Source organism: Alishewanella sp. BS5-314 (assembly GCF_025377695.1).
GTDB classification, from domain to species: Bacteria; Pseudomonadota; Gammaproteobacteria; order Enterobacterales; family Alteromonadaceae; genus Alishewanella; species Alishewanella aestuarii.
Window position 1 is genome coordinate 2,052,814 of the sequence record NZ_JACEHJ010000002.1, and the last position, 26,758, is coordinate 2,079,571.

General features: G+C 52.5%; 22 protein-coding genes. 15 read left to right on the plus strand and 7 right to left on the minus strand.

Going from position 1 to position 26,758, the window contains the following annotated elements:
* Position 1 precedes the first annotated feature (1 nt).
* The 9 genes from H1D31_RS14090 (at position 2) to H1D31_RS14130 (ending at position 7,866) form a co-directional block, all read left to right on the plus strand.
* A complete protein-coding gene (locus tag H1D31_RS14090; protein ID WP_261259447.1) occupies positions 2-1,804 on the plus strand; it encodes a M48 family metallopeptidase in 1,803 nt (600 codons plus the stop codon).
* Positions 1,805-1,910: 106 nt separating this feature from the next.
* Entirely contained in the window at positions 1,911-2,375 is a 465-nt protein-coding gene (locus H1D31_RS14095) for a hypothetical protein (RefSeq protein ID WP_008606942.1), read from the plus strand.
* A 69-nt stretch (positions 2,376-2,444) separates the two neighbouring features.
* Positions 2,445-3,317 carry an HDOD domain-containing protein gene (locus tag H1D31_RS14100; protein ID WP_039924988.1) on the plus strand — a complete coding sequence of 291 codons (873 nt, stop codon included), beginning with the start codon at positions 2,445-2,447 and terminating at the stop codon, positions 3,315-3,317.
* A gap of 9 nt (positions 3,318-3,326) precedes the next feature.
* Positions 3,327-3,497, plus strand: coding sequence for a DUF2256 domain-containing protein (locus tag H1D31_RS14105; protein WP_261259449.1), 171 nt, complete (start codon positions 3,327-3,329; stop codon positions 3,495-3,497).
* Positions 3,498-4,448 (plus strand): tRNA dihydrouridine(16) synthase DusC, encoded by a 951-nt coding sequence (gene dusC / locus H1D31_RS14110; RefSeq protein WP_261259450.1) that lies wholly within the window; start codon positions 3,498-3,500, stop codon positions 4,446-4,448.
* The gene (locus H1D31_RS14115) at positions 4,445-5,242 is read left to right on the plus strand and encodes an SAM-dependent methyltransferase (RefSeq protein ID WP_008606938.1); all 798 of its coding nucleotides are present in this window, start codon (positions 4,445-4,447) and stop codon (positions 5,240-5,242) included. Before dusC ends, H1D31_RS14115 begins: the two co-directional genes overlap by 4 nt.
* Complete coding sequence (locus H1D31_RS14120; protein ID WP_261259451.1) at positions 5,229-5,789, plus strand: GNAT family N-acetyltransferase; 561 nt, start codon at positions 5,229-5,231, stop codon at positions 5,787-5,789. The genes H1D31_RS14115 and H1D31_RS14120 overlap by 14 nt, the downstream gene beginning before the upstream one ends.
* A 76-nt stretch (positions 5,790-5,865) precedes the next feature.
* The gene (locus tag H1D31_RS14125; RefSeq protein WP_261259452.1) at positions 5,866-6,111 is read left to right on the plus strand and encodes a hypothetical protein; all 246 of its coding nucleotides are present in this window, start codon (positions 5,866-5,868) and stop codon (positions 6,109-6,111) included.
* 48 nt (positions 6,112-6,159) lie between these two features.
* The gene (locus tag H1D31_RS14130; protein ID WP_261259453.1) at positions 6,160-7,866 is read left to right on the plus strand and encodes a GGDEF domain-containing protein; all 1,707 of its coding nucleotides are present in this window, start codon (positions 6,160-6,162) and stop codon (positions 7,864-7,866) included.
* Positions 7,867-7,883: 17 nt separating this feature from the next.
* Here H1D31_RS14130 and tdh read toward each other — a convergent pair whose 3' ends face one another.
* From tdh to H1D31_RS14145, 3 genes are all read right to left on the minus strand, one after another.
* Entirely contained in the window at positions 7,884-8,909 is a 1,026-nt protein-coding gene (tdh, locus tag H1D31_RS14135; RefSeq protein WP_008984571.1) for an L-threonine 3-dehydrogenase, read from the minus strand.
* A gap of 14 nt (positions 8,910-8,923) precedes the next feature.
* Complete coding sequence (locus H1D31_RS14140; RefSeq protein ID WP_261259454.1) at positions 8,924-10,120, minus strand: glycine C-acetyltransferase; 1,197 nt, start codon at positions 10,118-10,120, stop codon at positions 8,924-8,926.
* Between the two features lie 127 nt (positions 10,121-10,247).
* The gene (locus H1D31_RS14145) at positions 10,248-10,919 is read right to left on the minus strand and encodes a TetR/AcrR family transcriptional regulator (protein ID WP_008950116.1); all 672 of its coding nucleotides are present in this window, start codon (positions 10,917-10,919) and stop codon (positions 10,248-10,250) included.
* 107 nt (positions 10,920-11,026) lie between these two features.
* On the opposite strand from H1D31_RS14145, the gene coaD reads away from it, so the two are divergent.
* Positions 11,027-11,512, plus strand: coding sequence for a pantetheine-phosphate adenylyltransferase (gene coaD, locus H1D31_RS14150; protein WP_008606923.1), 486 nt, complete (start codon positions 11,027-11,029; stop codon positions 11,510-11,512).
* A gap of 86 nt (positions 11,513-11,598) precedes the next feature.
* Here the strand turns inward: coaD and H1D31_RS14155 are convergent, their stop codons facing one another.
* Positions 11,599-12,324: a SapC family protein gene (locus tag H1D31_RS14155; protein ID WP_008606922.1), complete on the minus strand. Its 726-nt coding sequence runs from the start codon at positions 12,322-12,324 to the stop codon at positions 11,599-11,601.
* A gap of 160 nt (positions 12,325-12,484) precedes the next feature.
* Positions 12,485-14,083, minus strand: coding sequence for an AbgT family transporter (locus H1D31_RS14160; protein WP_008950118.1), 1,599 nt, complete (start codon positions 14,081-14,083; stop codon positions 12,485-12,487).
* Between the two features lie 311 nt (positions 14,084-14,394).
* On the opposite strand from H1D31_RS14160, the gene H1D31_RS14165 reads away from it, so the two are divergent.
* From H1D31_RS14165 to H1D31_RS14185, 5 genes are all read left to right on the plus strand, one after another.
* Positions 14,395-15,144 carry a 3-hydroxybutyrate dehydrogenase gene (locus H1D31_RS14165; RefSeq protein WP_261259458.1) on the plus strand — a complete coding sequence of 250 codons (750 nt, stop codon included), beginning with the start codon at positions 14,395-14,397 and terminating at the stop codon, positions 15,142-15,144.
* Positions 15,145-15,184: 40 nt separating this feature from the next.
* A complete protein-coding gene (locus H1D31_RS14170; protein WP_261259459.1) occupies positions 15,185-18,667 on the plus strand; it encodes a PAS domain-containing hybrid sensor histidine kinase/response regulator in 3,483 nt (1,160 codons plus the stop codon).
* 161 nt (positions 18,668-18,828) lie between these two features.
* Entirely contained in the window at positions 18,829-20,079 is a 1,251-nt protein-coding gene (locus H1D31_RS14175) for an HlyD family secretion protein (protein WP_261259460.1), read from the plus strand.
* A gap of 423 nt (positions 20,080-20,502) precedes the next feature.
* The gene (locus H1D31_RS14180) at positions 20,503-21,363 is read left to right on the plus strand and encodes a hypothetical protein (RefSeq protein WP_261259461.1); all 861 of its coding nucleotides are present in this window, start codon (positions 20,503-20,505) and stop codon (positions 21,361-21,363) included.
* A 209-nt stretch (positions 21,364-21,572) separates the two neighbouring features.
* Complete coding sequence (locus H1D31_RS14185) at positions 21,573-23,660, plus strand: peptidase domain-containing ABC transporter (RefSeq protein ID WP_261259462.1); 2,088 nt, start codon at positions 21,573-21,575, stop codon at positions 23,658-23,660.
* 79 nt (positions 23,661-23,739) lie between these two features.
* On the opposite strand, the gene H1D31_RS14190 is transcribed toward H1D31_RS14185, so the two are convergent.
* Both H1D31_RS14190 and H1D31_RS14195 read right to left on the minus strand, forming a co-directional pair.
* Entirely contained in the window at positions 23,740-24,390 is a 651-nt protein-coding gene (locus H1D31_RS14190; protein WP_008950125.1) for a response regulator transcription factor, read from the minus strand.
* A gap of 64 nt (positions 24,391-24,454) precedes the next feature.
* Positions 24,455-26,701, minus strand: a complete 2,247-nt coding sequence (locus H1D31_RS14195; protein ID WP_261259463.1) for a TonB-dependent receptor — start codon at positions 26,699-26,701, stop codon at positions 24,455-24,457.
* Positions 26,702-26,758 lie beyond the last annotated feature (57 nt).

Consider the following 26,758-nt stretch of genomic DNA (forward strand, 5'->3'; position numbering starts at 1 on the left):
AATGGCGAGCAATTTCTTCCAGCAACAGGATCTGGCCCGGCGCAATACCCGGGTCCTGATCACGCTGTTCGCTTTGGCGGTGCTGGCGCTGATCATCCTGACCAATCTGCTGGTGATGCTGAGTTTCAGCCTGTTTCAGGGTGGCCCGGTACAACTGCCATGGGAAGTGATCAGCAGCATCAGCCTGGTGGTACTTGCCGTGGTGGGCCTGGCGATTATGGCCAAGTGGCAGCAACTGAAACTGGGCGGCCGCAGTGTAGCCGAAGCGCTTGGCGGGGTGCGTCTGAAACCGGACGCACAAGATCCGCTGCAGCGCCGGTTACTGAATGTGGTAGAGGAGATGGCGCTGGCAGCTAACCTGCCGGTGCCACCGGTTTATCTGCTGGCCGAACGCGGCATTAACGCCTTTGCTGCCGGTTACAGCCCGGCCGATGCGGTTATTGGCGTCACTCAGGGGGCGCTGGAGCAACTGAGCCGCGACGAACTGCAGGGCGTGATCGCCCATGAATTCAGCCATATTCTGAACGGCGATATGCGCATGAATATCCGGCTGATCGCGGTACTGAATGGCATTTTATTTATCGGCCATCTTGGTTATTACCTGTTACGCGCCGGTCGTGGCGCCAGCTATGCCCGCTCCAGACGCAATAATAATGAGGGTGCCGGCGCCATTATGCTGCTGGGTCTTGGCCTGGTCGTGATCGGCTATCTCGGTTCGTTTTTTGGTAATCTGATTAAGGCTGCCGTCAGCCGGCAGCGCGAGTACCTGGCCGATGCTTCGGCGGTACAGTTTAGCCGTAATCCAAGCGGTATTGCCGGCGCCTTAAAGCGCATCGGTGGCCATCAATACGGCGCCAAAGTACAACACGCCAATGCCGATGAAGTCAGCCATTTATTTTTTGGCGAAGCGCTAAGCCGCTGGGTGGCGATCTTTGCTACCCATCCGCCGCTTGAAAAACGTATTCGCCGGCTGGATCCAAGCTGGAATGGCCGTTATCCAAGCAGCCAACAGCCAGTCAAACCCACTGTATCCCAGACCCCGGAGCAACCGCAGGAGCGCCAGCGTCGCGCCATGCTGGCCGCTATCCCGGTGCTGCTAAGCCAAAGCAGCCATCAAACCCGTCCGGCACAGGCTATCGCCTGTGCGCTATTACTCAGAACTGAGCAGCTGGCCAACCAACTGGCCCAGATTAAAGCCTATGGCGGCAGCCAGTTGCTGGCCGAAGTTGATCAACTCTCCGATGCGGTACAACGCCTGGCCCTGCCACAGCAGGTGCAGTTGTTGCAAATGTCGGTGCCAGCGTTAAAGCAGCTGAGTGAGTCAGAGTTCCGCGCCTTCGATAAGTTACTGCGACAACTGGCCGGTAACACGCCGGATCTGGCACAGTGGCTTAACTTAAGTTTGCTGGAGCATGTGGTGGCCAGTGAATTCGACAGCAAAGAACTGGTTCGCCAGTATAACCGCCAAAGCCTGGCCGACCTGTTGCCCGCCCTGCTGCCCTTGCTCAGCGCCGTTGCCAGCGCCGCCGGTGACAGCAATAAGCAGCAGCAAGCCTGGCAGGCCGCGCTAAATGCGCTGCAACTGCCAGCGGATACCACGGCACCTCAGGTAGACTTTAGCCGCCTGGATCAGGCATTGCGGCCGCTACTGAGTGCGGCTCCGGCAATCAAACAACAGGTCTGGCAGAGCATCCTGGCAGCAGTCGCTGCCGATCAGGCGGCAACGGCCGCAGAGCAGGGCTTACTTAACCTGCTGGCGTTACTGCTGGAGCTGCCGGTGCCGCTGACTGCGGATTTCCACTAGCCGGGCCGGCAATTGCGGTTAAATCGCTACAAGATCCGGCCAGAGGGCTTTAGTGCAGCTCCGACCTCAGGTAGAATAGCCGCTTGTTTAGCAAGCCGGGGTCGCCATGTCTGATAATCGTTTGTTCCTGTTGTACGATCCGTCGTTCGACGAAATGGATGCCGAAGGCTGCCCGGGTTTTGGCTATGTGCTGCTGTTTTCCGAGCAGGATGCCGAACAATTTACCCCGGGTGAAAACCCCAGCTGCGCCGCTGTTTCAATGCTGTTTACCGATCATGCCGATGGCAGCATCAGCGGTGACTTATTAGGCTGGGCGCATCTGGATGATCCGGTATTTCAGCGCTATCCGCTCGGGCATTTTCTCGCCTTAATGGAGCAAGCCGCCCAGGTGGCGATTAATGCCTACCGTCAGGTGCATCAGGTACCGGATAAGCTGGTGGCGGTGCATTTAGCAGACGACGACCTGCTGCAATTTGATGTGCAGTTTCTCGACCTGCAGCTCACTGATCAGCAGGCAGAAACGCAACTGGCACAGCAATTAATGCTGGGCCGGCCTTACCTCGATTCGTAAATCCTTAGTTCTGATTAGCGGCGCACGACAAAAGGCATACCCAAAAGTGCACAACCGGGAGTAAAGCAGATGGTAAAAGCAATCGATATGAGCCTGGTTGAGCATGCGCTGCAGGGCTTTACCATTCCGCCACAACCCCAGGTACTGCGGCATATCCAGCAACAACTGAATGCTGCCGAACCGGACTTAAACCGTATTGCTTCGCTGATTGCGCTGGATATCGGTATTGCCGGCTTTACGCTAAAGGTGGTCAACTCGGCCTACTTTGGGCTGCGCAATAAAATTACCTCGGTGGAGCAAGCCTGCCGCTATCTGGGATTAAACCGGGTGGTAATGCTGGTACGCAGTGTACTGCTGCGCTTTACGCTGGAAGAAGGCCGCCAGGATGAGTTTAGCCGCAAGCTCTGGACCAATGCTCTGCATACCGCCACCCTGGCGATGACACTGGCGAAACAGCTGAACTTTGATCAGCAATGTCAGGACGATTGTTACTCGCTGGGGTTATTCCGCAACGCCGGCATGGCACTGATTAGCCAACAGGCACCGCAATATGCCACTGTGTTGCAGCAAGGTTTGCTGCAACAGCAGGCGGTCAGCAGTATTGAAGAGCAGCATTTTCATACCAGTCATGAAGTGCTGGGCTATCTGATTGCCGAATCCTGGGGTCTAACCCAGACACTGTGTAATATTATTGCCTATCACCACAGCCCGGCGCTGTTGCTGGAAACCGATAACCAAGCCGAACATCAGCGCTTTGCCATTTTAAAAATTGCCGAATTTTTCAGTGGTGAAAGCCGGCAGCTGTTTCAGGTTAATCTGGATCCGGAATGGCAGCTGCATCAAAGCCGTATTCTGGATGTGCTGGAGCTGGAGCCGCTGCAATTACCGGAGCTGGCCGAGCTGTTGCACCGCCAGGAACTGCGCACCATCTATAGCGTTTAAGGCGGCTTTATGGCCCACCACAAAACCACCCTGCCGCAAAAAATCTGCCCGGTGTGCCAGTTAGCTTTTAGCTGGCGCAAAAAGTGGCAGCGTAACTGGGATGAAGTGCGCTACTGCTCCGAGCGCTGCCGCCGGCAACGCCAGCATGCGCACGCCACCTCGCCACAAGACAGTGACTAAATGAAAATCGTACTGGCCCCAATGGAGGGCGTGGTGGATCACCTGATGCGCGAGATGCTGACGCAAATTGGCGGCTATGACTTGTGCATTACCGAATTTGTGCGGGTGGTGGACCAAAAACTGCCGGCGAGAGTATTTACCCGGCTGTGCCCGGAACTACTGCAAGGTGGTAAAACCCGCGCCGGCACCCCGGTACGGGTGCAATTGTTGGGGCAGGAACCACACTGGCTGGCCGAAAATGCAGCGCGGGCGGTGGAACTGGGCTCACCCGGCGTCGATCTGAATTTTGGTTGCCCGGCCAAGGCGGTGAATAAAAGTCGCGGCGGCGCTGTGCTATTAAAAGAAACCGAGACCCTGTATCGGATCGTAAAAGCCGTGCGCGACGCAGTACCGGCGCAGTTCCCGGTCAGCGCCAAAATTCGACTCGGTTATGACGATACCAGTCTGGCGCTTGACAATGCTAAGGCTATTGCCGAGGCCGGCGCCAGCAGCCTGGCAATCCATGCCCGCACCAAAAGCGATGGGTACCGGCCACCGGCGTACTGGCCCTGGATTGCCAAAATAAAGCAGCAGGTAAAAATACCGCTGGTTGCCAACGGCGAGATCTGGAATGCCGAACAAGCGCTGCTCTGTCAGCAGCAAAGTCAGTGCCAGGATATTATGCTTGGCCGCGGCGCACTGGCAATGCCCAATCTGGCGCGGCATATCCGTGATCAGGCCGCTCCACTGCCCTGGCCAGAGGTGCTGGCGTTATTGATGCACTATTCCGAATTTGAAATTGCCGGCGATAAAGGCAAATATTACGCTAACCGGGTAAAGCAATGGTTTAGTTTCCTAAAACTGCAATACCCCGAGGCGCAGCAGTTATTTAGCCAGCTGCGCTTACTGACTAAAAGCCGGGATATTTTGCAGTTACTTGAGCAACAACGCAGCGACCAGGAGGCCACATGACGCAGGGCAGTCTGATTTGCCTCGGTACCGGCATTATGCTGGGCGCCCATCTGGACCCGCTTAGCCGCAACTATATCGCTGCTGCCGATGTGGTCTTTGTGCTAATGGCCGATGCGTTAACCGAGCAATGGTTACTGGAGATGCACCCGGACGCCCGCTCACTACAGCCTTATTATCACCAGGGGCCATCACGCCAGCATAGCTATCAGCTGATGGTTGAGGCGATGCTGGCTGAAGTCGTAGCCGGTAAAAAGGTGGTTGGTGCCTTTTATGGTCATCCGGGGGTCTTTGCCTGGGTACCGCATCAGGCAGTGAAACAGGCGCAGCAACAAGGTTATTTTAGCCGGATGCTACCGGCGATCTCAGCCGAAGACTGTCTGTATGCCGATCTGGGGATTGACCCGGGTCGCTATGGTTGCCAGCTGTACGAATGCAGCCAGTTTATGTTTTATCAGCGTACTATCGATACCGCCGCCTACCTTATTCTATGGCAACTGGGTGTTGCCGGTGACCGCAGCCTGGCACGCTTTGCCACCCCCGGCCAATACCGGCAGCTGTTAAGCGACTATTTATGCCGTTTTTATCCGCCGGCACATCAGGTTACCCTGTATGAAGCGGCCAGCCTGCCGACCCAGCAAGCCCGCATTGAGCATTTGCCTCTATCAGAGCTGGCACAGGCCACTGTCAGCGGTAAAACCACACTGGTGATCCCGCCCTGCAGCGCGCTACAGGCCAATACGGAACTGCTGCAACAATTGGCCGCACTGGATCAGGCAACAGATGTTAGCCGTTAACGGCACCAGCCAACCCAGCCTGACGTTACAGGCTCTTGACCCTGCGGCCGAGCCACTATTTCTGGCGTTATTTTGCGAACCCCAGGTAATGCGGCATATCGGTCCGGCACTAAGCATAACGCAGGCGCGGGCGCGTTTTAATACGCTGCTACAGCACCTGCAGCAGCCTGCCTCTTTGCCTGTGACCACAGCGAGAACCACCAGCTGGCCGGCAGCGTACTTTCAGGTACAACTGGCCGGAGTGGGCGCTATCGGGCTGGCGATGTTATTACCGGGCGCCAATGCCAGCGAGGCTGAGCTTGGCCGTATGTTGTTACCTGCCTGGCAACAGCAGGGGCTCGGCACCCAACTTAGCCGATTGTTGATTGCGCAGGCCGGGTGTCTGGGCGGAATTGAAACCCTGAGCAAAAGGATCCAGCAGCAAAATCTCGCCGCCCTGCATTCGGCAGCCAAGCTGGGGTTTAAGGTCAGTGCCGAACTAGCGGATGGCTTTTTACGGCTAAGCCGGCCACTTAAGCTGAACCCGGCGGAAGAATCCCGAAAATAAAACCAAAGGCCCCTTGCTGCTGTCATAAAAACTGCCTACATTAGACATATCGACCTTTAATTACCGAGCCCTGCTAATGTCTACTTTATCCGAGCAACTACTAAGCCTGGCACTTACGCCGCTCTGGCAGCCCAGCGTCGAATCCGATAATGCTGCGCTACTGGCTACGCTTAATACGGCAGAGCAGGCATTATTGCGGGACAAAATCATCTGCTTTATCATCACCCCTGAAGAGGAGCCATTGCAACCTGAACCTGACGAGCCTGATACTCCTGAGCAGGTCCCCGAGGAAGCGCCCTCTAACGTTAAACTCGCGTGCTAGCTGCCGATACAGATGAGAAGTTCATTGCTCCTGTGCGTTATTCTGCTGATGAGCTTTTGGCCATATCAGGCACCTGCGCAGTCAATATCGGAGCAACTAAGCACTCTGGACGAGCTGAGATTAAAAGATTTCGCTGAGTTCAGACGCACGCTTGCTGAGCTGGCGGACACGTTAAAACCGGAAGCTTTAAATCCTACTGAACAACAGTATCTAAATTTACTGAAAGCATACGACCTTACCGCCAGGGGAGATTTTAGTACTGCTCTTGATATGCTGGAGCAAACCGAATTGCGGCCAGATAGCCATTTATCGCTCAGAATGACTGGACTGAAAGTAAATATCTATGCTTTGAGCTTTAGATACACCGATGCATTTATCAACATTGAACAGCTATTAAATGCATTGCCAGCATTAAATAATGCAAATGAATACTACCAGCTTGTTGGTCAAATTATCGTATTGTTCAATAACATTGAACGATACGATATTTCGAAGCAATTAATTGAACGCAGGCAAAACTTAACTAATGCCTACAATTTCACATGCAGGCTGCAAGCGTTGAAGCTACAAGGCGAATATCACACAACTAACTTTGATAACTATAGTAAAAATTTTAACGAAGTACTCTCTCGCTGCGAGCGCGACAATGAAACTATTTTCTCGCTGCTAATTATCCGCAACCATATGTTCTATTTACTGGAACAACAGCAAGCCGCGGCTGCCCTGGCGTTTTACCAGCAGTATTATCCTCAGGTTGAACAGATTAATTATCCGATTTTAACCGCAGGTTTTAACGCCGCCGCCGCAGAAGCGCTATTACAACAGGGCGAGTTTGCTGCAGCCAGTGAGCTGGCGCAGCGCGCTGAGCAAAGTTTGCCAAGCGATCGCAATGACCCGGCGGTGCTGAGTACCTACCGGGTACTAACGCTGCTGGCGCAGGCGGAACGTAACTTTGACAACCTGCTGCGCTACAGCGAAAAACGCCGTGATACCGAGCTGGCAATTGCCCGAGAAAAAGCCTCGCAGCAATTGGCTTACCAGCTGGCCAGTGGCGAGGCCCGTCTGAAAGAGCAACGGATCCAGCTATTGGATAAAGATAATGAGCTGCTTACGCTGGAGCGTAATTTATATCAGCAGCAGGCAGAAAACCGTTACCTGCTGCTATTACTGATTGGTAGCCTGAGTTTAATCCTTGGCTTGCTGACCTACCGTGGCCTGACCCGCAGTAAGCGTTATCGCAAAATGGCCGAGTTTGACCAACTTACCGGCATTAGCAACCGTTATCATTTTACCGAGCAGGCGCAGCGGGAAATTACCCATTGCATCCGGGCGCAGCGGCCGGTAGCGCTGATCCTGTTTGATTTGGACCACTTTAAACAAATTAATGACCGCTTTGGTCATGCCGCCGGCGACTGGACCTTGCAACAGGTGGTGCTAAGTTGCCGCAACTTTATCCGGCATAGCGATATTTTTGGCCGTATTGGTGGCGAAGAGTTTGTGATCCTGCTGACAGACTGCACGGCCGAGCAGGCGGTGATGCTGGCTGATATTTGTCGTACCGCACTGGCAGATATTGATACCAGTGGTTATCAGCCAAAATTTAAGGTTACGGCCAGCTTTGGCATTAGCGACAGTGAGCAGGCGGGTTATGATCTCAGTGCCTTGCTGGCAGCTGCCGATGCAGCTATGTATAAGGCCAAACAGCAGGGACGTAATCAGGTGTACTGCCCCGCCACAGCGGACGGGGCTGTTTAGTTAAAACCAGCCTTGGCTTAAGACCAGTTTAAGATCACCTTACCCGACTGGCCTGAGCACATAATCTCAAAGCCTTCTTTATAGTTTTCCATTGGCATTTCGTGGGTAATAATCGGGCTTAAATCCAAACCAGACTGAATTAAGCTCGCCATCTTATACCAGGTTTCAAACATTTCCCGGCCGTAAATACCTTTAATTACCAGGCCTTTAAAGATGACCTTATTCCAGTCAATCGCCATGGTCGATGGCGGAATACCCAGCATGGCAATCTTACCGCCATGGTTCATGGTATCCAGCATGCTGTTAAAGGCTGCCGGAACACCAGACATCTCCAGACCAACATCAAAGCCTTCAGTCATGCCCAGCTCCTGCATCACGTCTTTCAGGTTCTGTTTGCTGACATCAACAGCGCGGCTGGCGCCCATTTTCAGCGCCAGCTCAAGCCGGTACGGGTTAACGTCTGTGACCACCACATGCCGGGCACCAACATGGCGCGCTACCGCGGCCGCCATAATACCGATAGGGCCAGCCCCGGTGATCAGCACATCTTCACCCACCAGATCAAAAGACAGGGCGGTATGTACGGCATTGCCAAAGGGGTCAAAGATCGCCGCAATATTATCCGGGATATTGTCCGGCAGCTTAAAGGCGTTATAAGCCGGGATCACCAGATATTCGGCAAAGGAGCCGGTACGGTTTACCCCTACGCCAATGGTATTACGGCATAAATGGACGCGGCCGGCGCGGCAGTTACGGCAGTAACCGCAAGTAATATGGCCTTCGCCGGAGACACGGTCACCCACTTTAAAGCCGCGCACTTCTGAGCCCATGCCTTCAATAACACCGACATATTCATGGCCCACTACCATGCCATGCGGAATGGTGTTCTGCGCCCATTCGTCCCATTTATAGATATGCACGTCTGTGCCACAGATGGCGGTTTTTTTAATCCGGATCAGCACATCGTTTGGCCCCACTTCCGGTTTCTCAACCTCGGTTTGCCAGATGCCCGGTTCTGCTTTTAATTTTGCTAATGCTTTCATTATTACGCCCCGCCTTATGCGATCACGCCCATGTCTTTACCAATGCGGATAAAGGCCGCAATGGCTTTATCCAGCTGCTCTTTTGTATGTGCCGCCGAAATCTGGGTGCGGATCCGCGCCTGCCCTTTCGGTACCACCGGAAAGGAGAAGCCAACCACATAGATGCCCTCGGCCAGCATACGTTTCGCCATTTCGGCGGCCACCTTGGCATCACCCAGCATGACCGGAATAATGGCATGATCTTTACCGGCTAGCGTAAAGCCGGCGGCCGTCATCTGCTCGCGGAAATAATTGGCGTTTTGCCACAGCTTTTCCCGCAGCGCGCCGCCCTGCTCCAGCATCTCCAGCACCTTGATTGACGCAGTGACAATAGAAGGCGCTAACGAGTTCGAAAACAGATAAGGCCGTGAACGCTGCCGCAGCCATTCGATAATTTCTTTTTTACCTGAGGTATAACCACCGGAAGCACCGCCCAGCGCCTTGCCCAAAGTACCGGTAACAATATCGACTCTGTCCATCACCTCACAGTATTCGTGGGTGCCGCGGCCGTTCTTACCCACAAAACCCACGGCATGGCTATCATCAACCATCACCATAGCGTTGTATTTATCCGCCAGATCACAGACCGCTTTTAAATCGGCAATCACGCCATCCATGGAGAACACACCATCAGTGGCAATCAGCTTAAAACGGGCGCCATCGGCATCGGCCTGCTGCAGCTGGGCTTCCAGCTCGGCCATATTGTTATTGGCATAACGGTAGCGTTTGGCTTTACACAGCCGCACACCATCAATAATAGAGGCATGGTTCAGTGCATCCGAGATCACCGCATCTTCAGCACCGAGGATGGTTTCAAACAAACCGCCATTGGCATCAAAGCAGGAAGAGTACAGGATGGTATCTTCGGTACCTAAAAAGGCACTGATTTTTGCTTCCAGCTGTTTATGGATATCCTGGGTACCACAGATAAAACGCACTGAAGCAACACCAAAGCCGTGGCTTTGCAGGCCCTGCTGCGCGGCAGCAATCAGCTCGGGGTTATTGGCCAGGCCCAGATAGTTATTGGCACAAAAATTTAGTACCTGCTCGCTGCCAACGGTAACGCTGGCTTGTTGTTGTGAGCTGATAATACGTTCTGCTTTGTACAGACCTTCTGCTTTCACCTCTTCGATTTGTTGTTGTAGATGGTGCAGAAAAGCGCCATTGCGCATAAAGCCTCCTCTGGCAATGTAGGCGGGTAAGTTGATTTGACGCGCTATTGTACTTTTTAGCGGCCCTTGCTGCAGCGATTATACCGAAGATTAGCGGGGCTTGCCTGCCCCGCTTGTAAAGAATTGGCTACAAATCGGCCGCCGCCTGATCTGTTCCGACCAGCTGACTATAGTAGTGCTGCAGTTGCAGCATATCGGCGCGGGCGGCAGCGGTGGCATAGGGCTTAAATAACAGCAGTACTTTTAGTACGCCACGGTAAAGGTTGGCCTGATTCACTTCAGCCTGTGGCGCCTGGGTTTTCAGATAGCTGATCCAGAAGGTAACCAGCAGTTTGATATTGTGCGCCAGATCGCGGATATCGGCCTCATCAACTGCAATGACGCCCTGGGCTTTTAAGGCTTTAATTACCGTCATCACCCGCGCCAGTACGCCCTGCTGCACCTGCAGGTAATCCTGTTGCAACGCCGGATCCCGTGACAGGATATCCGGCAGATTGGCGTAGAAAAAATGAAACCGCCACATCAGCTCAAATACGATATCCAGATAATCAGTCAGGGCATCCAGCGGCTTGGCCTGGGCTGAAGGCGGTTTAATCCGGGTTTCCAGCAGCTTGGTATATTCACGGAAAATATGCCGGATAATGTCTTCTTTATTGCGAAAGTGGTAATACAGGTTGCCGGGGCTGATGCCCAGATGGGCCGCAATATGGTTAGTGGTAACCTGACGCTCACCAACCTCATTAAATAACGCAATACTGGCTTGAATAATCCGGTCTTTGGTTCTGAGCTTCTTTTCCATTGCGAACTGCAGGCTTCTTTTTTTAGGCGGTTATTTTGCTATAGTAACGCCAAATTGACGTTAAATGCCAGCAAGCTCTGCGCTGGCCCTGACAGGAACTGCTTTTGATGCATATTCGTGCGATTTACCCCGGTACCTTCGATCCTTTAACCAATGGCCACGCTGATATTGTACTGCGTGCCGCGCGGCTATTTGAAACCGTAATTGTTGCGGTAGCGGCCAACCCCAGCAAACAGCCGTTATTTAGCCTGGATGAGCGGGTCGCGCTGGCCCGGCAGGCCTTTGCCGACTGCCAGAATGTGTCAGTAATTGGGTTTTCTGGTCTGCTGGCTGATTTTGCCAAAAGCCAGCAGGCACAGGTGCTGATCCGCGGTGTACGGGCGGTAGCAGACTATGAGTACGAATTTCAGCTGGCCAGTATGAACCGCTCGTTAAACCCGGAGCTGGACAGTATTTTTATGACGCCGTCGGAGAAAAACACCTTTATCTCGTCGACCTTGGTTAAAGAAGTGTGCCGGCATGGCGGCGATGTCGCCAGCTTTGTCCCCGAGCATGTGAAACAGGCCTTACTGGCAAAGTTTGGCCGCGCTTAGTCACGCTTAGCCGCGTTTAACAGTATGCGATAGCCACCAAACGCAAAACGGCAGCCGAGGCTGCCGTTGCTGTTTGCCGATAACGCTTAGGCCTTAGCGGCTTCTTCGCGCTCAGCCAGTTTTTGTACCAGCTTCTGCGTATGCTGCAGTGACATCAGGTGCGCATAAATTGCCGTCAGATAACCCAGCTTACGCAGTTCCAGGAAGGTTTCGTCGCTCAGCTCATTCAGCTTTTGATCGTCGACCATATGGATGCCGTTGATATTGCGCTTTTCTTCGTTGATGGTAACTGTTAATACCTGCTCTTTCAGCAGACCCAGGCTTTTTAGTTTTTCCATAAACACCTGCGTCATCTGGGCATAATCAACGTACTCGCCCATTTGCTGCTTGCGCACAGTTAAAAACTCGCTTTCGCTGCCATCATCGTTAAACAGCGGGAAGCCTTCGGCTTCATTTACCCGCTCTGAGGCTTCATCAATCGCCACCATCAGGCGGTCACTTTCCGGTGCTTCCTGTACCAGCACCAGCGGATAGTTACGCACTACGCGCGGTACGTACATGGCTTGCCATTTATCATCAACCAGCATCAGGTTTTGCTGCGACGCCAGGCCCAGTAACACAACCGGCTGGAAACGCTCAGTTTGCTGATCTTTCACAAACACTACCGGGAACTCGGCACCGGCTACCACAAATTCATGTACTACTACCGGCAGCATATGCTCCTGCGCGATATGGCTAAAAGGCCGCACTGAGCTGATTTTGGTTTTCGCGTGTTTTTCTTTGTGCAACCCTACAACTTTATTCTGTTCCATAAACGACTCTGTTCTCTGAATTTTTTCTCTAATTGCCCGCCGGTCGCGGGCGCCTGTAGCAGATCGGCAGCGCTTTCGGGCCAGTTTAGCGAGCAGCTGACCGCGCAATCTGCCCGTGTTATATCACAGCTTTATGACCACAGTAAGACCCTGTTGCCTATTACTGCGTGAATTCATAATAGGTCGGTGAGCCCGGACCAACCGGCAGCCCCAGTAAAAACACCCAGATATAAAACAGCACCACCCAACCGATAAAGAAGATCATGGTATAGGGCAGCATGGTAGCGATCAGGGTACCAATGCCTAAGTCTTTCTTATAGCGGGCAGCAACCGCCAGGATCAGGCCAAAATAGCTCATCATCGGGGTGATCAGGTTGGTTACCGAATCGCCAATGCGGTAAGCAGCCTGGATCACTTCGGGCGAGTAGCCGACAATCATTAGCATCGGTACGAAGATGGGCGCAAAAATTGCCCACTGTGCCGAGGCCGAGCCCAGCGACAGGTTAACAATGGCGCACATCGCAATAAAGAACACAAATAGCATCGGGCCGGTTAAACCGATATCCTGCAGTAAGTTCGCGCCTTTCACCGCCAGAATGGCCCCCAGATTCGACCAGCCAAAAAAGGCCACAAACTGCGCCGCAAAAAATACCAGCACGATATAGAGCCCCATCGAGCTGATGCTTTTCGCCATCGCATTAATCACATCGCGGTCGGTTTGCATGGTGCCGACCACCTTGCCATAGACAAAGCCCGGAATAGCAAAGGACACAAAGATAAATACCACAATGCCTTTTAAGAAAGGCGAATCGGCGACTAAACCGGTATCCGGGTGGCGCAGCACACCATCGGCCGGCACCACGCTAAGTGCCAATAGCAAACAAATACCGAGAAACGCTAAACCGGCCAGCTTTAAACCCTTACGCTCCTGCGCGCTAAGCTGCTCCAGCTTTTGTTCGCCCAAATCGACGGCAGCTTCACTCACGTTATATTTGCCCAGTTTCGGCTCAACAATTTTTTCAGTGACAAAGGCGCCCAGGCCAGCAATAACAAAGGTGCTGACAATCATAAAGAACCAGTTTGCTTCCGGGCCGACTACATAGTTCGGGTCAATCAGATTGGCTGCCGAGGTGGTAAAGCCGGCCAGTAACGGATCGACAGTGCCGATAAAGAGATTAGCGCTGTAGCCACCGGATACGCCGGCAAAGGCCGCCGCTAAACCCGCCAGCGGATGGCGCCCCAGCGAGTGGAAAATCACTGCCGCCATCGGGATCAGTACCACATAGCCCAGCTCGGACGCAGTATTCGAGATAATACCGGCAAAGACTATAGTGACTGTGACCATGCGCTTGGAGGCATTCATCACCAGGCCACGCATGGCGGCAGAAATCAGACCGGAATGTTCGGCAATACTGACCCCCAGTAACGCAACCAGCACCACGCCCAGCGGCGGGAAGTTGGTAAAGTTGGTGACCAGATTCGAGACAATACGCTGCAAGCCATCAACATTCATCAGGCTGACTACCCGGATCATGCCATCGGCAGCGCGACCGGCAGTACCTTCCGGGCGGGGATCGACAGCACTGAAATCAAAGTAACCGGCAATACCGCTGCCAATCACCACAGCCAGCGCAAAGCAGGCAAACAGCGTAACCGGATGCGGTAATAAATTACCTAAAAATTCTACGGTATCGAGAAAGCGGGTAAACCAGCCACGTTGTTCCGGGGCGCCTTGCGGCGTCCTGCTGGTAGTTGTCATAGGTGTATCCTCTTGGTCTGCGGCAGGCACTGTCTTAGCAGGCCTTTGTTCTGGCTCTGGTTTTTAGTGGACAACAACGCTCAGCAAGCTAATGCCGACAGTTTGTCATGGCGCAACCAGGCCCGATTATTATATAAAGTGGCTAAAGTTATCATAAGACGCCGCCTTAGCAAAGGCGCGCTGCCGCAGCTGACCGGCGCTTTAGCCTGCCGGCAGCAGCACCAAACTGCGGGTTATAGCACTAAAGTACCGTTGAGGAAGCGGCCACGCTTTTCTAGTATCGCAGCATAACCCTTTGCCGGAGAGAGAAAATGCGGGTACTGATTACAGGAGCAACAGGTGGTATTGGCTTTGCGGTAGCGGAGGCCTTTGCGGCCGCCGGCTATCAGGTGGTACTGGCCGATTTGGATGAAGGCTTGCTCAACACCAAGGCGTTGTTGTTGCGCAGCCGTGGCTATCAGGCCGACTGCTGCGTGCTGGATGTGACCAATGCCGAGCACATTGCGGCCTGTGCCGCGCGTTTCCCGGCCGATATTCTGGTCAATAATGCCGGAATTCAGCATGTGGCGCGGCTGGAAGATTTTCCACCGGAAAAGTGGCAGCTGTTAATTGAGGTGATGCTAACCGGCCCGGCGATGCTGACCCGCGCCATGCTACCGCAGATGCGCGCCAACAATTTTGGCCGGGTGATTAATATAGGCTCTATTCATGCGCTGGTCGCCTCGCCGTTTAAATCGGCCTATGTCGCCGCTAAACACGGCCTGCTGGGCTTTAGTAAGGTGGTGGCGCTGGAGAATGCTGACTGTAACCTGACGATCAATACGATCTGCCCGGCTTATGTCAAAACGCCGCTGGTAGAAAAACAGATCGCCGCCCAGGCCAAGGAGCATAATCTGACCGAACAACAGGTCGTGGAGCAGATTATGCTAGCGCCAATGCCGCAAAAAGCCTTTATTGATGTCAGTGAAATTGCTCAGACCGCGCTGTTTTTATGCCAGGACGCCGCCAAACATATCACCGCGCAAACGCTGGTATTGGACGGTGGCTGGACGGCGCGCTAGCAAGTTGCCCACTTCTTCGGCACAATCAGCATAATCTTTTATGCAAGCTGCGGCTGAAATGATTCAAAACGCCAGCGGCATCGGTCTGGCGACCCTTGCTGCCATCTCATTGCTGTATTTACTGGTGCTGTATTCGGTGGGCTTATTTGGCCGCCGGGTCAGTGCCGGCCATCCGCTGGCGCCCTGGGTTTTTAGTTTAGCGCTGTCGATTTACTGCACCTCCTGGGCGTTTTATGGCGTGACCGCGCAGGCGGTGGTTAATGGCTGGTGGCTACCACCAACCTATATCGGCTCCTTTATCCTGTTCTGGTTTGGCTTTAAGTTGGTGGCGCGTATCGCCATTGCCTGTCGCCGCTACCGCATTACCTCCATTGCTGACTTTATCGCTACCCGCTTTGGTCACTCCCGGCTGCTGGCGGTATTAACCACCGTGATCCTGTTTTTGGCGGTGATGCCCTATGTCGCACTGCAGCTGCAGGCGGTGGCCACCAGTATTAATACGCTGGTTGGCAGCGAAACCGGTGAGCATTGGTATACCGATACCGGGCTCTATGTGTGCCTGTGGATGGCGGTATTTGCGATGTTGTTTGTCAGCAAAAGTGCCAAGGCACACCAGCCTAACCCCGGCCTGATGACCGCCATCGCCTTTGAGTCTTTGGTCAAGTTGCTGGCGTTGCTGGCCATTGGGGCCTTTGTGGTTTGGGGCATGTTTGATGGCTTTGCCGATATTTTCCAGCGCGCGGCCGACAGCGAGGCCGTGCAGCAGGTGCAACAGCGTGCGCTGCCGGCACATACCTATTGGGTGCATGTGCTGCTCGGTTTTGCCGCCACCCTCTGTTTACCACGGCAGTTTCACGTCAGCTTTGTCGAAAACCAGCGCCTGAACCATTTACGCAGCGCACGCTGGCTATTTCCGCTCTATCTGCTCCTAATGGGGATCTTTACGCTACCGCTGGGGCTGGCCGGGGTAATGTTACTGGGCAGTCAGGCCAATATTGATTTGGTGGTATTACAGCTGCCGCTGGCGGCTAACCGCACTGATATTGCGCTGCTGGCTTATCTGGGCGGCTTTTCGGCAGCGACCAGTATGGTGGTGGTGGCGTCGGTAGTACTGGGGATCCTGATCACCAACGAATTACTGGTGCCACTGTTATTCCGGCGCCGCCGGCTGACCGAAACTCACCAGAACCCGATTAAAATTGCCACCCTGCGCCGGCTGTCGATGCTACTGGTGTTGTTAATTGGCTTTATTTATTACCGCGCCGTCGGCAGTGGCACAGCACTGGCACAGCTGGGTTTAATGGCCTTTGCCCTGGTCGCCCAGTTGGCACCGGTACTGATCCTGGGGCTGTTATCGCGGCGCATTAACCGCAGCGGCGCCATTGCCGGCCTGATTAGCGGCGCGCTGATCTGGGCCTATATCCTGCTGCTGCCCGAACTGGTGCGGGCCGGTGTTTTCCACAGTGATTTGCTGCAGCAAGGGCCTTTTGGTATCGGCCTGCTGGCACCGCAGCAATTATTCGGCTGGCAGGGCGACAGCATTACGCTGGGGGTGCTGTTAAGCCTGAGTGTAAACTGCCTGATGATTTTGCTGGTGAGCCAGTTTAGCAAGACCGGTTTGGGCGAATATCTGCAAGGCAGCCGCTTTTTACGCCATAGCCGTGCCAGTGGCCCTAAACCGCAATTACAGCTGACCAGCGAGGAGTGTGTTTTACTGGTCAGGCGCTTTGCCGGCGAGCGCGAAGCGCAGCGGCTGTTACAGCGCAATCTTAAACAACCGGCAACTGAGCTGCAGCGCCAGGCGCCGGCTAATCTGATCCAGGCCACCGAGCGCAGCCTGGCAGCGGTACTGGGTGGTGCCTCGATGCGTCTGGTAATAGATGCGGTGAGCCGCCATCATCCGCTGCCGATGGAAACGGTCGAACGTTTTGTCGATGAGGCTAGCCAGGTGTTTCGCTTTAACCAGAATTTGCTGCTATCAACCATCGACAATATCAGCCAGGGCATTGCTGTGGTGGATGCCGAGCAGCGGCTGATCGCCTGGAACCGGCGCTATATTGAGATGTTTGACTACCCGGCCGGTATGGTCGAAGTCGGCAAACCGGTTGCCGAGCTGATCCGCTTTAATTTGCAGCGCGGCCTGATCGACAGCGCCGATATTGAAGCTGAAATTCAAAAACGTATCGGCTATTTACGCCAGGGCAGCCCCTATAAGGTGCAGCGGCAGCAGCAGGATGGCCGGGTACTGGAAATTCAGGGTAACCCGCTGCCCGGTGGCGGCTTTGTCACTACCTATACCGATGTCAGCTCCTTTATTGCCGTACAGCAACAGCTGGAGCAAAGTAACCAGTTGCTGGAACAACGGGTAACGGAGCGCACCAGCGAGCTGCAGCAGTTGAATAATCAGCTGCAAAAAACCCAGCGCCAGCTGGAGGCCAGTACCCAGGCCAAGACCCGCTTTTTTGCTGCTGCCAGCCATGATTTGATGCAGCCTTTTAATGCCGCCGCCCTCTTTGCCAGCTTATTGCGGCAAAAGTGTACAGAGCCTGAGCTGCAGCAGCTCAGCAGTAACCTTAGTCAGTCACTGGACTCGGCGGAAGAATTACTGACGGCCATTCTCGATCTGACCAAGCTCGACTCCGGCATTGTGAAACCGCATTATCAGCCGGTGGCGGTCGCGCAATTGCTGCAGGATCTGGCGCGTGACGCTGCAGTGTTGGCCGAGCGTAAAGGGCTGAGTTTCAGGTTACATAGCAGCAAGCTAACGGTAAATACCGACCGCAAGCTGCTAAAGCGGGTGCTGCAAAACCTGCTGGCCAATGCGATTCGTTATACGCCAAGCGGCCGGGTGGTACTGGGAGTTAAACGTAGCGGCGGCCAGCTCAGAATTTGTGTGCTGGATACCGGTGTCGGCATTGCCGCTGCCGATCAGCAGCGTATTTTTGAAGAATTCCAGCAAGGCAGCCAACCCGACCAAAAGGGCCTCGGCTTAGGGCTGGCCATTGCGCATCGGATTAGTACCATGCTGGAACACCCGCTGCAGCTACAGTCGGTAGAAGGCCATGGCAGCTGCTTTAGTGTCGCAGTACCGCTCAGCGCAGCCAGCCAGACCGCCGCCAGCAGTGCCCTGCTGCCAAATGAGGTCAGCGCCAGCTTTTCTGATAAAAAAATCCTACTGCTGGATAACGAACCCCAGCTATTAAAGGCCGTACAGAGTCTGCTGCAAAGCTGGCACTGCGAAGTAAAAGCCGTAAGCCAACCCGCCGAGGCGCTGACGGCACTGCAACAGGGCTTTGTGCCGGACCTGTGTTTATTTGACTACCATCTGGATAACAATGCCACCGGCATCGAGGTCGCCAATCAACTCAGCGCCCATTTAGCCTTAACCGCACCGGTGATTATCCACTCTGCCGATCATGACCAACAGATCCGCGAGTTAGCGCTAAATAGCGGTTATTACTTTTTACTAAAACCGTTAAAGCCAGCAGCATTAAAGCGCTTATTTCAGCGGTTGTTGAAATAACGCCACTGTATGAATCTCATAAAATCATAACCTTACTTACACTTAGCGCCAGCAGTTTTAAAAACATACCACTTTAGAAAAAATTATTCTTAAGGTCGCCTTTACCAGCCAAACGTCATTGGCTATTTATTAATCACCAATGATTAACTTATTTATCACAAATGACAGGGAATAACCTTTTCCGGCTTGCCGCAGTAAAACAGCAGGCGAACCGGCTGGAAGGCGATGTCTTGATAGCCCAGCCGCTTAGCAGTACCGTCCTGACAGCCAGCTTGTTAGCCATAGTTGCCAGCCTAATCAGCTTTCTGGCACTGGCAGATTTTAACCGCAAAGAAACGGTGGCTGGTTATCTGCAACCCAACAGCGGGCTGGCCAAAATCTACGCTGGCCGCAGTGGTGTGATCAGCGAAGTCTTTGTGCAGGATGGCAAAGAGGTTGTCGCGGGTGCGCCCCTGGTGCTGCTGCAATTTCCGGATCAGTTGGCTGCCGGGGAAAGCCTGGTGCAAAGCCTGCAAGCCAGCCTGCTGTCGCAGCAACAGCTGCTAAGTGAGCGTAAACAACAGCTGCAACTACAGTTTTCACAACAACAGCAGGAACTTGAACAACGTCAGGCGCTGCAGCAGTTACTACTCAGCGAACAACTGCAGCAAATCCACTTATTAGAGCAACGCTGGCAACTGCAACAGCAAAGAGTGAGCCGTCTGACGCAACTGGCAGAGAATGGTGCTATCAGCCAACTGGATCTGCAGGCACAACAGGAAGCCGCGCTGCAACTGCAGCAACAGTTGGCTGAGCTTAGCAGTAGCCGGCAGCAATTACTGGCGAATCAGGCACAGCTGACAGGCCAACTGCAACGTCTGCCAGCCGAACAACAACAGCAACTGAGCCTGCTGGAGACTGAAGAGAGCCGGCTGCAACAACAGCAACTGGAATTACAGGGCCGGCACCAATTATTGCTAAGCGCACCGGTTGCAGGCCGCATCACCAACTTAATCGCTGAGCCGGGCAAAACCATTACCGGTCAACAACCACTGCTAACCATTTTACCCGCGACTGCCAGTCTGGAAGCCATTTTATTGGTACCCACCCGGGCCTTTGGTTTTGTGCAACCAGGTCAACGCACCCGCTTACGCTTTGAGGCCTTTCCCTACCAACGCTTTGGTATCTATGAAGGCGAAGTTATCCATACCGGGCAGGCCATTTTGTTACCAAATGAATTAGAGATGCCAGTGCCAATCCAGGAACCGGTATACCGGGTCGCAGTGGCACTGGATAGTCAGGAGATCCGCGCTTACGGCAGCAGCGTCCCGCTGCAATCAGGCATGCTGCTAAGCGCAGATATCGTGCTGGAGCAACGCAGCTTACTAAGCTGGTTACTTGAGCCGATTAGCAGCCTGAGAGGCAGGCTGTAATTACTTACCAACTCAAGGAGAAATATTATGCAAGAATTAACTTTTGAGCAAGTTGAGAGCATTAGTGGTGGCTCTAAAATAGACGAAGGAAGACGTCGCCAAGCGGAGCGAGAGCAAAGAGCCAATGATGGTGGAACCACTGTGACGTCAGCCATGTGCGTTGTCAAGGGGCCTACAACCTATTGCCTACAAAGTGACGGCACCCTGACAACCAGCACGTGCTATGGACCTTCCGCCACCATCTTTGGAGTAGGTACAGGTGCCCAAATATGCTTGAACACAAGCACTCCAGCTGCTCCCGCGTCGCCTACACCCGGTAGCGTAGGGGATTACTGGGGCGTTCAATAAAAAGTTATTCAACTAAAGAAAATAAATGCTGTGCGAGTAGTTATGGCACAGCATTTTATGGCCTCAGGGGATAGTATGAAGCAATATTATTTTATCGGATTGTTGGTTTCAATTTTAGTTATACTCGTCATCAAGTACTCTGTTTCGGAAAGCGCGAGAGAGCATACCCTAAAATACGAGGACGTTCGTGGTTATATACATCAAATGGTTTTTGCGAATGGTGTTAGATCTAGAGCCTTAACATGGGAGGTGTTGCCAATTCCGATTTATCTTGACCTGCACGACGCTGGTATCAGAAGCGAAATAGAAAATTCGATACGCACCATTGAGTATAACGTTGGTATTCCGATTTTTTTGGAAACCAGTGACTATCGGCAGGCGAAAATATTTGTTGTAACATCCTTAGTAGGCCAAGAGAGATTATCGGATTTTTTTACTAGATTCCTTCTTGAAGTGCTCGGCCCCACATGGCTTGAGCTGTTTCAAAATAAAACTCCAGTTCTGTTTGATCCTAAAGCTTACCCACAAGCGCCTGTTCACCCTTGCTTTACGCAAGAGTTCTTTACCGACGCTTCGACGCAAAATGACGGCGGTAATAGAAAACCGACGCAAATGCTAGTCTTTATTGGTGGTGTTGCTAATATTAAAAGCGATATTCTTCAAGAGTGTTTAGTCGAAGAGCTACTACACGCTGCATTTTTCCTTCGTGATGCAGAATTAATTCATGGCAAGCATTCAATTTTTAATCAATTTGCGCACGCAGAAAGAGCGCGCGTCCCTACTCCGTTTGATATGTGCCTCATATTAGAACTTTTGCAAGGCTCCTTTGAGGCGACTGATTTTGATAAAATTGCTAGCTCAATTTATCGCAAGATAACAAACGGCGAATGCCCCAGTTGGCGCGTCATGTCAAAGCCATCTCCCGTAAAATTCTAAATAGGTAATTGAATATGGACGTTATTGACATCTTTTTTATATTTATTAAGGCTCTTGGTGTTGGGGTCGGCTATAAATTTGCGTGCAGATTATTTAGAAACCAAAAATCTCAGAATGAAAACCGAGACGCTGTTATCTGTGGTGTTACGGCTTTTATCGTGATGCTGGCTTTTTATCAAATCTAACACAATTTTTACAAGCATAATGGAATGACTCTCCTCCAATCCGAAGCTGCAGAATGTGGTTTAGCCTGCGTCGCAATGGTCGCAAATTATTATGGCCATCAGCTGGATTTAGCCACCCTGCGTAATCGCTATAGCGTCTCGCTAAAAGGCACCAATCTGCAGCAACTTATGCTGTTAGCAAATCAATTAGCCTTGGCGAGTCGGGCATTAAAGCTGGAAGTTGATGAGCTGGCAAAATTACAAAAGCCCTGTATTTTGCACTGGGAAATGAACCACTTTGTCGTATTGACCAAAGTAGGCCGTAATAGTGTCACTATTCTTGATCCGGCAATAGGTGAGCGCAAAGTTGCTATGGCTGAACTGGACAAAGCCTTTACCGGCGTTGCCCTTGAGTTAACCCCCACAACAGAGTTTAAAAAGGTCGATGAGCGGGTGCAGCTTGGCTTAACGGCCTTCTGGAATAAAGCCAAGGGCATCATACCGGCGCTGATAAAGCTGTTTGTCTTGTCGTTAATTTTACAAGTTTTCGCCCTTGCCTCGCCTTATTACACCCAACTTGTCGTCGATGAAGTGCTGGTCAGTCATGACCAACCGTTGTTAGTAGTACTCGCCCTGGGCTTTGGCTTATTAATGATGATTCAGATTGTCGTGGGCGTGCTACGAAGCTGGATAGCGTTACATTTGGGTACCATGCTAAGTATGCAAATGGTCACGAATCTGTTCCGACATTTACTACATCTGCCTGCTGCTTATTTTGAGAAACGTCATATGGGCGATATTACTTCGCGTTTTGGCTCCCTGTCGGCGGTGCAGTCGCTGCTCACTACCAGTCTGGTCGAAGGCGTGTTGGACGGCATTATGGTGGTCATTGTATTCGCCATGATGTACCTCTACAGCCCACAACTGAGCTTAATAGTGGTTCTGGTGGTAATTATGTATGCCCTGCTGCGCTGGGCTTTTTTCTGGCCAATGCGCCAGCTTACAGAGGAAAGCATTGTTGCCGGTGCGAAAGAACAAAGTGTGTTTATGGAATCCATTCGTGGCTACCAGGCGCTAAAACTCTTTGGCCAGGAAACGCAGCGCTTAAACCTGTGGCAAAACCGGCATGCTGAAGCGGTGAATAAAGGATACCGTCTGGCGAAATGGGGCATCGGCGCTGGTGTCTCAAATCAAATATTATTTGGCATCGAAGGCATTCTCATTGTGTACCTAGCCGCGCAGGAAGTAATGGCAGGTGCCATGACTGTCGGAATGCTATTTGCATTTATGGCGTACAAAGCTCAATTCACCAGCAGGATGAGCAGTTTAATTGGTCTGGTCGTGCAAATAAAAATGACCAAATTGCATCTCGAGCGCTTGGCGGATATCGCACTAACAGAGAAAGAAGACACAGGTGAGCTTAATGGCAGCCGAATTCTTAGCGGCAATCTTAGCGTACGGGAGCTCAGTTTTCGTTATGCCAGCAACGAGCCGCTGCTATTTAATGGCTTAACTCTGGAAGTTAACGCCGGTGAAAATATTGCCATTATTGGCCCCTCTGGCTGTGGCAAAACTACGCTGCTGAAACTGTTACTGGGGTTGCTTAGCGCAGAAAGCGGTAAAATTGAGGTTGATGGTGTTGATATTAGACAGCTTGGCTTGCGTAACTACCGCAGTCAGGTCGCGGCGGTGATGCAGGATGACCAGTTGCTGTCGGGTACCTTAGCAGAAAATATTAGCTTTTTTGACCCGGAAGCTTCGCTGGAGCAGATCTATACAGCGGCGCAGCTGGCCGGTATCCATCAGGATATTCTGGCGATGCCGATGGGCTATAACAGCCTGGTCGGTGATATGGGCAGTTCCTTATCCGGCGGTCAAAAGCAGCGCTTACTGCTAGCCCGCGCCCTGTACCGGCAGCCGAAGATCCTATTTCTCGATGAAGCGACCAGCCATTTGGATGTGCAGCTGGAACACTATGTTAATCAGGCAGTGCAGCAGCTAAAGATGACCCGGATTATTATTGCCCATCGCCCGGAAACCATCTTAAGTGCAGAACGGATTTTACTGCTACAACAAGGGCAACTTATTGATATCAGTCAGAGCTACCGCGCGCAGTATCAGGCATCATCATAGCGACAGCTATCGCCAACCTATCCGCTAGTACGCCTTAACGCTGCGCTGACCAGGCGACTTGGTTGGCCAGGTGACTTGGCTAACTCCCTTGCTCCGGCAAGCGCAACTTATCAAATAGTATTCCGGCCAGGGTGCGGTTATTCACATTCAGCTTGCGTAAAATCGCCGATACATGCTGCTTGATGGTGGTTTCCTGCACCTGCATCTCATAGGCAATTTGCTTATTGAGCAAGCCATCAGCAATCATTTTCAATACCCGGAACTGCTGGGGTGTCAGTTGCTCGAGACGTTGGGCAAAATCCTGATCAATCAGCGGCCGGGCATTTTTTACATCTTCAGACAATTCAGCCGGCAACCAGCTATCACCGTTTAATACCGCATTAATGGCTTCGGACAGCAATTCCAGTGGTGCCGATTTTGGAATATAGGCGCCCGCCCCCAATGTCAGAGCTTGCTTAATAATCACCGGATCTTCTTCGGCTGATACCATTACCACCGGCACATCGGGGTACTCAGTGCGCAGCGCAGTTAAGCCGGTAAAGCCGTCAGAACCCGGCATTTTCAGATCCAGAAAAATTAAATGGGTATCGGGATGTTGGCGCAGTAAGGGCCAGACCTGCTGCATGGTTTGCGCCTGCAGTAAGGTGGCATCACTGCCCAGTATGGCCGCGCAGGCCTGAGATAGTGCCACCCGGAATAGCGGGTGGTCATCAGCAATAATGGCAATCATAAGGTCACTTTGGGGTTTTTACCCAATAATGAACCGGGGCAGACGCCCCGGCAAGTATTTTCGCTTAGAAGCGGTAACCTACACTGAAGCTAAAGGTTCTGGGGTCAATATAGAACCCCAGTACCGAGTTATCCAGTGCCGCACCGGCAAAGTTATAACCGGCAATCCGCGCTTCTTTATTACCCAGGTTTTTGCCCTGCAGCGACAGATCCCAGTGCCCGTCGTTGGAATACCAGGTTACCCCGGCATTAAACAAGGTATAACTGCCGTAGTCCAGTAACGAGGGGATTTCAAAGATCTGCGTTTTACCACGGTGCGCCAGATTACCGGTAAATACCAGCTCACCCGAGCTTAGCGCGACGCTGTAAGTACCCGCCAGGGTCGCCGTGACTTTCGGAGTATTAGCAAAGGACCACAGGTTAGATACATCCACTACCCGTTGCTGGGTCGGGTCGAAGAACTCGACTTCGTTAAACTTGGCATCAACATAACCAACAATCAGGCTTAAGTTAAACTCACGGGTCGCGGCAAAGGTGGCTTCCAGCTCAGCACCATTGATATCCGCATTGGCCGCATTCAGCACCTGAGACGCCACCGTGATATTACCCGGTGACAGCTCAACAGAGCGTTGCACTGTAACCTGCATATCGTCATATTTAGACATAAAGACCGCGGCATTTAAGCGCAGACGTTGGTTCAGCCACTCGCTCTTCATCCCCAGTTCATAGGTATCAACGGTTTCTTCGGTATAAGGCTTATTGGCATCCGGGTTAACTGCCTGGTTGGCCCGCATATCAAAACCACCTGACTTAAAGCCATTGGTATAGCTACCGTACAGCATCATATCGTTACTGTGCTGGTATTCTACCCCTAAGCGAGGTGAGAAATGACTAAAGCTGGCGCTGTCAGCAAAATCGGTTTGTACACCGATACGTGTACCGCCCGGCCGGCGTGGGAATTTATAACCGCTGTAAACATAACGGTAAACATTAGCGTCTTTGTCATCCTTGGTGTAACGGCCACCCAGTGTCACCGACCATTTATCATCTAACCGATAACTGCCCTGGGAGTAGAAAGCACGGCTTTCAGTATCGACACAGCCGCCGTTCTCAGTAGTAGACAGGCCATAAACTACCTGCCCAAAGGCGCCGCAAGCTTCGCCCGAGTAATAATAGATACCGCTGGCAACTTTTAAACGGTCACTGTTGTACAGGAACTGTAGCTCTTGTGAAGTTTGTTTATCTTCATAGAAAGCCGGAATATCCAGCGTCGGTACCGAAGTAGAGTCAAAGTCTATATTGGTATCCGTGACACCCTCACGGCGGGCCGTGATAGACTTCACGGTCCAGTTATCGTTAACATCCCAGCTTAGCGTTAATGATTGGCCTTCAGTTTCAACCTTGTTTTCTACCGGCATACTGATATTGGCATCATAAACCTTGGTTGGCCGCACATCGTTCGGTGCCCGTACACTGGGGAACAACCGGAAGCCGCCACGTGGGTTGGATTCGTCAACGGTTTTATCGGCCGCTAACCGCACTTTGAAATTGTCCGCCGCGTTCCATTGTAAGCTGACCCGGCCAGACATCAAATCTTTATTGTAGTTATGGTCGCCGGTGTTCAGGAACCGGCCAAAGCCATCACGGTTATACATGGCCAGCGCAGCGCCGACAAAGACGGTGTCAGTTAGGCCGGTTTGACCGGATACTTTAAGATCATTTTGTTTGTAGCTACCCAGGGTGCCACGTACCGCAAATTGGGTGTCGCCCGACAATTCCTTGGTCACATATTTTACCGCACCACCGATGGTATTGCGGCCATAGAGGGTACCTTGGGGTCCACGCAGTACTTCAACGCGTTCAACATCATACACATCCAGTGCCGTACCTTGCGGCCGTGCCAGATACACATCATCGATATAGATACCGACGCCGGGCTCAAAGCCCCACAGCGGGTCCTGCTGACCAATACCGCGGATATAGGCGGTCAGGGTGCTGTTGGTGCCGCGCGATACCTGCAAGGTGGTATTCGGTGAGTACTGTTGTACCGAAGTAATATTATCGATACCACGCTGTGCCAGCTGCTCTTCGCCTAACGAGGTTACTGCTACCGGTACTGTTTGCAGATTTTCTACAGTGCGGCGGGCGGTGACTTCAATACGCTCCAGCTTAACCGCCTCATCATCGCTGCTGGTGGTTTCCTGTGCCAGGGCTGGCATGGCCAGACAGCTGCTAATAGCCAGTGCCAGCAGGCTCGGCTTCAGATTACGGGGATAAGTGGCGCGATAGTTAATCTTATTGTTGTTGGCCATAACCGGCCCTCCTGTTGTGTCGATGTTGTGCTGTCTGCTTTTTGTTACCGGATTACC

Coding starts and splice junctions, on each gene's coding strand:
- H1D31_RS14170 (WP_261259459.1), top strand. CDS start 15,185: ATGCAAGCTGCGGCTGAAATGATTCAAAACGCCAGCGGCATCGGTCTG.
- H1D31_RS14140 (WP_261259454.1), bottom strand. CDS start 10,120: ATGCGCAATGGCGCTTTTCTGCACCATCTACAACAACAAATCGAAGAG.
- H1D31_RS14100 (WP_039924988.1), top strand. CDS start 2,445: ATGGTAAAAGCAATCGATATGAGCCTGGTTGAGCATGCGCTGCAGGGC.
- tdh (WP_008984571.1), bottom strand. CDS start 8,909: ATGAAAGCATTAGCAAAATTAAAAGCAGAACCGGGCATCTGGCAAACC.
- H1D31_RS14090 (WP_261259447.1), top strand. CDS start 2: ATGGCGAGCAATTTCTTCCAGCAACAGGATCTGGCCCGGCGCAATACC.
- H1D31_RS14095 (WP_008606942.1), top strand. CDS start 1,911: ATGTCTGATAATCGTTTGTTCCTGTTGTACGATCCGTCGTTCGACGAA.
- H1D31_RS14190 (WP_008950125.1), bottom strand. CDS start 24,390: ATGATTGCCATTATTGCTGATGACCACCCGCTATTCCGGGTGGCACTA.
- H1D31_RS14105 (WP_261259449.1), top strand. CDS start 3,327: ATGGCCCACCACAAAACCACCCTGCCGCAAAAAATCTGCCCGGTGTGC.
- H1D31_RS14155 (WP_008606922.1), bottom strand. CDS start 12,324: ATGGAACAGAATAAAGTTGTAGGGTTGCACAAAGAAAAACACGCGAAA.
- H1D31_RS14130 (WP_261259453.1), top strand. CDS start 6,160: ATGAGCTTTTGGCCATATCAGGCACCTGCGCAGTCAATATCGGAGCAA.
- H1D31_RS14175 (WP_261259460.1), top strand. CDS start 18,829: ATGACAGGGAATAACCTTTTCCGGCTTGCCGCAGTAAAACAGCAGGCG.
- H1D31_RS14160 (WP_008950118.1), bottom strand. CDS start 14,083: ATGACAACTACCAGCAGGACGCCGCAAGGCGCCCCGGAACAACGTGGC.
- H1D31_RS14195 (WP_261259463.1), bottom strand. CDS start 26,701: ATGGCCAACAACAATAAGATTAACTATCGCGCCACTTATCCCCGTAAT.
- H1D31_RS14145 (WP_008950116.1), bottom strand. CDS start 10,919: ATGGAAAAGAAGCTCAGAACCAAAGACCGGATTATTCAAGCCAGTATT.
- coaD (WP_008606923.1), top strand. CDS start 11,027: ATGCATATTCGTGCGATTTACCCCGGTACCTTCGATCCTTTAACCAAT.
- H1D31_RS14180 (WP_261259461.1), top strand. CDS start 20,503: ATGAAGCAATATTATTTTATCGGATTGTTGGTTTCAATTTTAGTTATA.
- H1D31_RS14125 (WP_261259452.1), top strand. CDS start 5,866: ATGTCTACTTTATCCGAGCAACTACTAAGCCTGGCACTTACGCCGCTC.
- H1D31_RS14185 (WP_261259462.1), top strand. CDS start 21,573: ATGACTCTCCTCCAATCCGAAGCTGCAGAATGTGGTTTAGCCTGCGTC.
- dusC (WP_261259450.1), top strand. CDS start 3,498: ATGAAAATCGTACTGGCCCCAATGGAGGGCGTGGTGGATCACCTGATG.
- H1D31_RS14115 (WP_008606938.1), top strand. CDS start 4,445: ATGACGCAGGGCAGTCTGATTTGCCTCGGTACCGGCATTATGCTGGGC.
- H1D31_RS14120 (WP_261259451.1), top strand. CDS start 5,229: ATGTTAGCCGTTAACGGCACCAGCCAACCCAGCCTGACGTTACAGGCT.
- H1D31_RS14165 (WP_261259458.1), top strand. CDS start 14,395: ATGCGGGTACTGATTACAGGAGCAACAGGTGGTATTGGCTTTGCGGTA.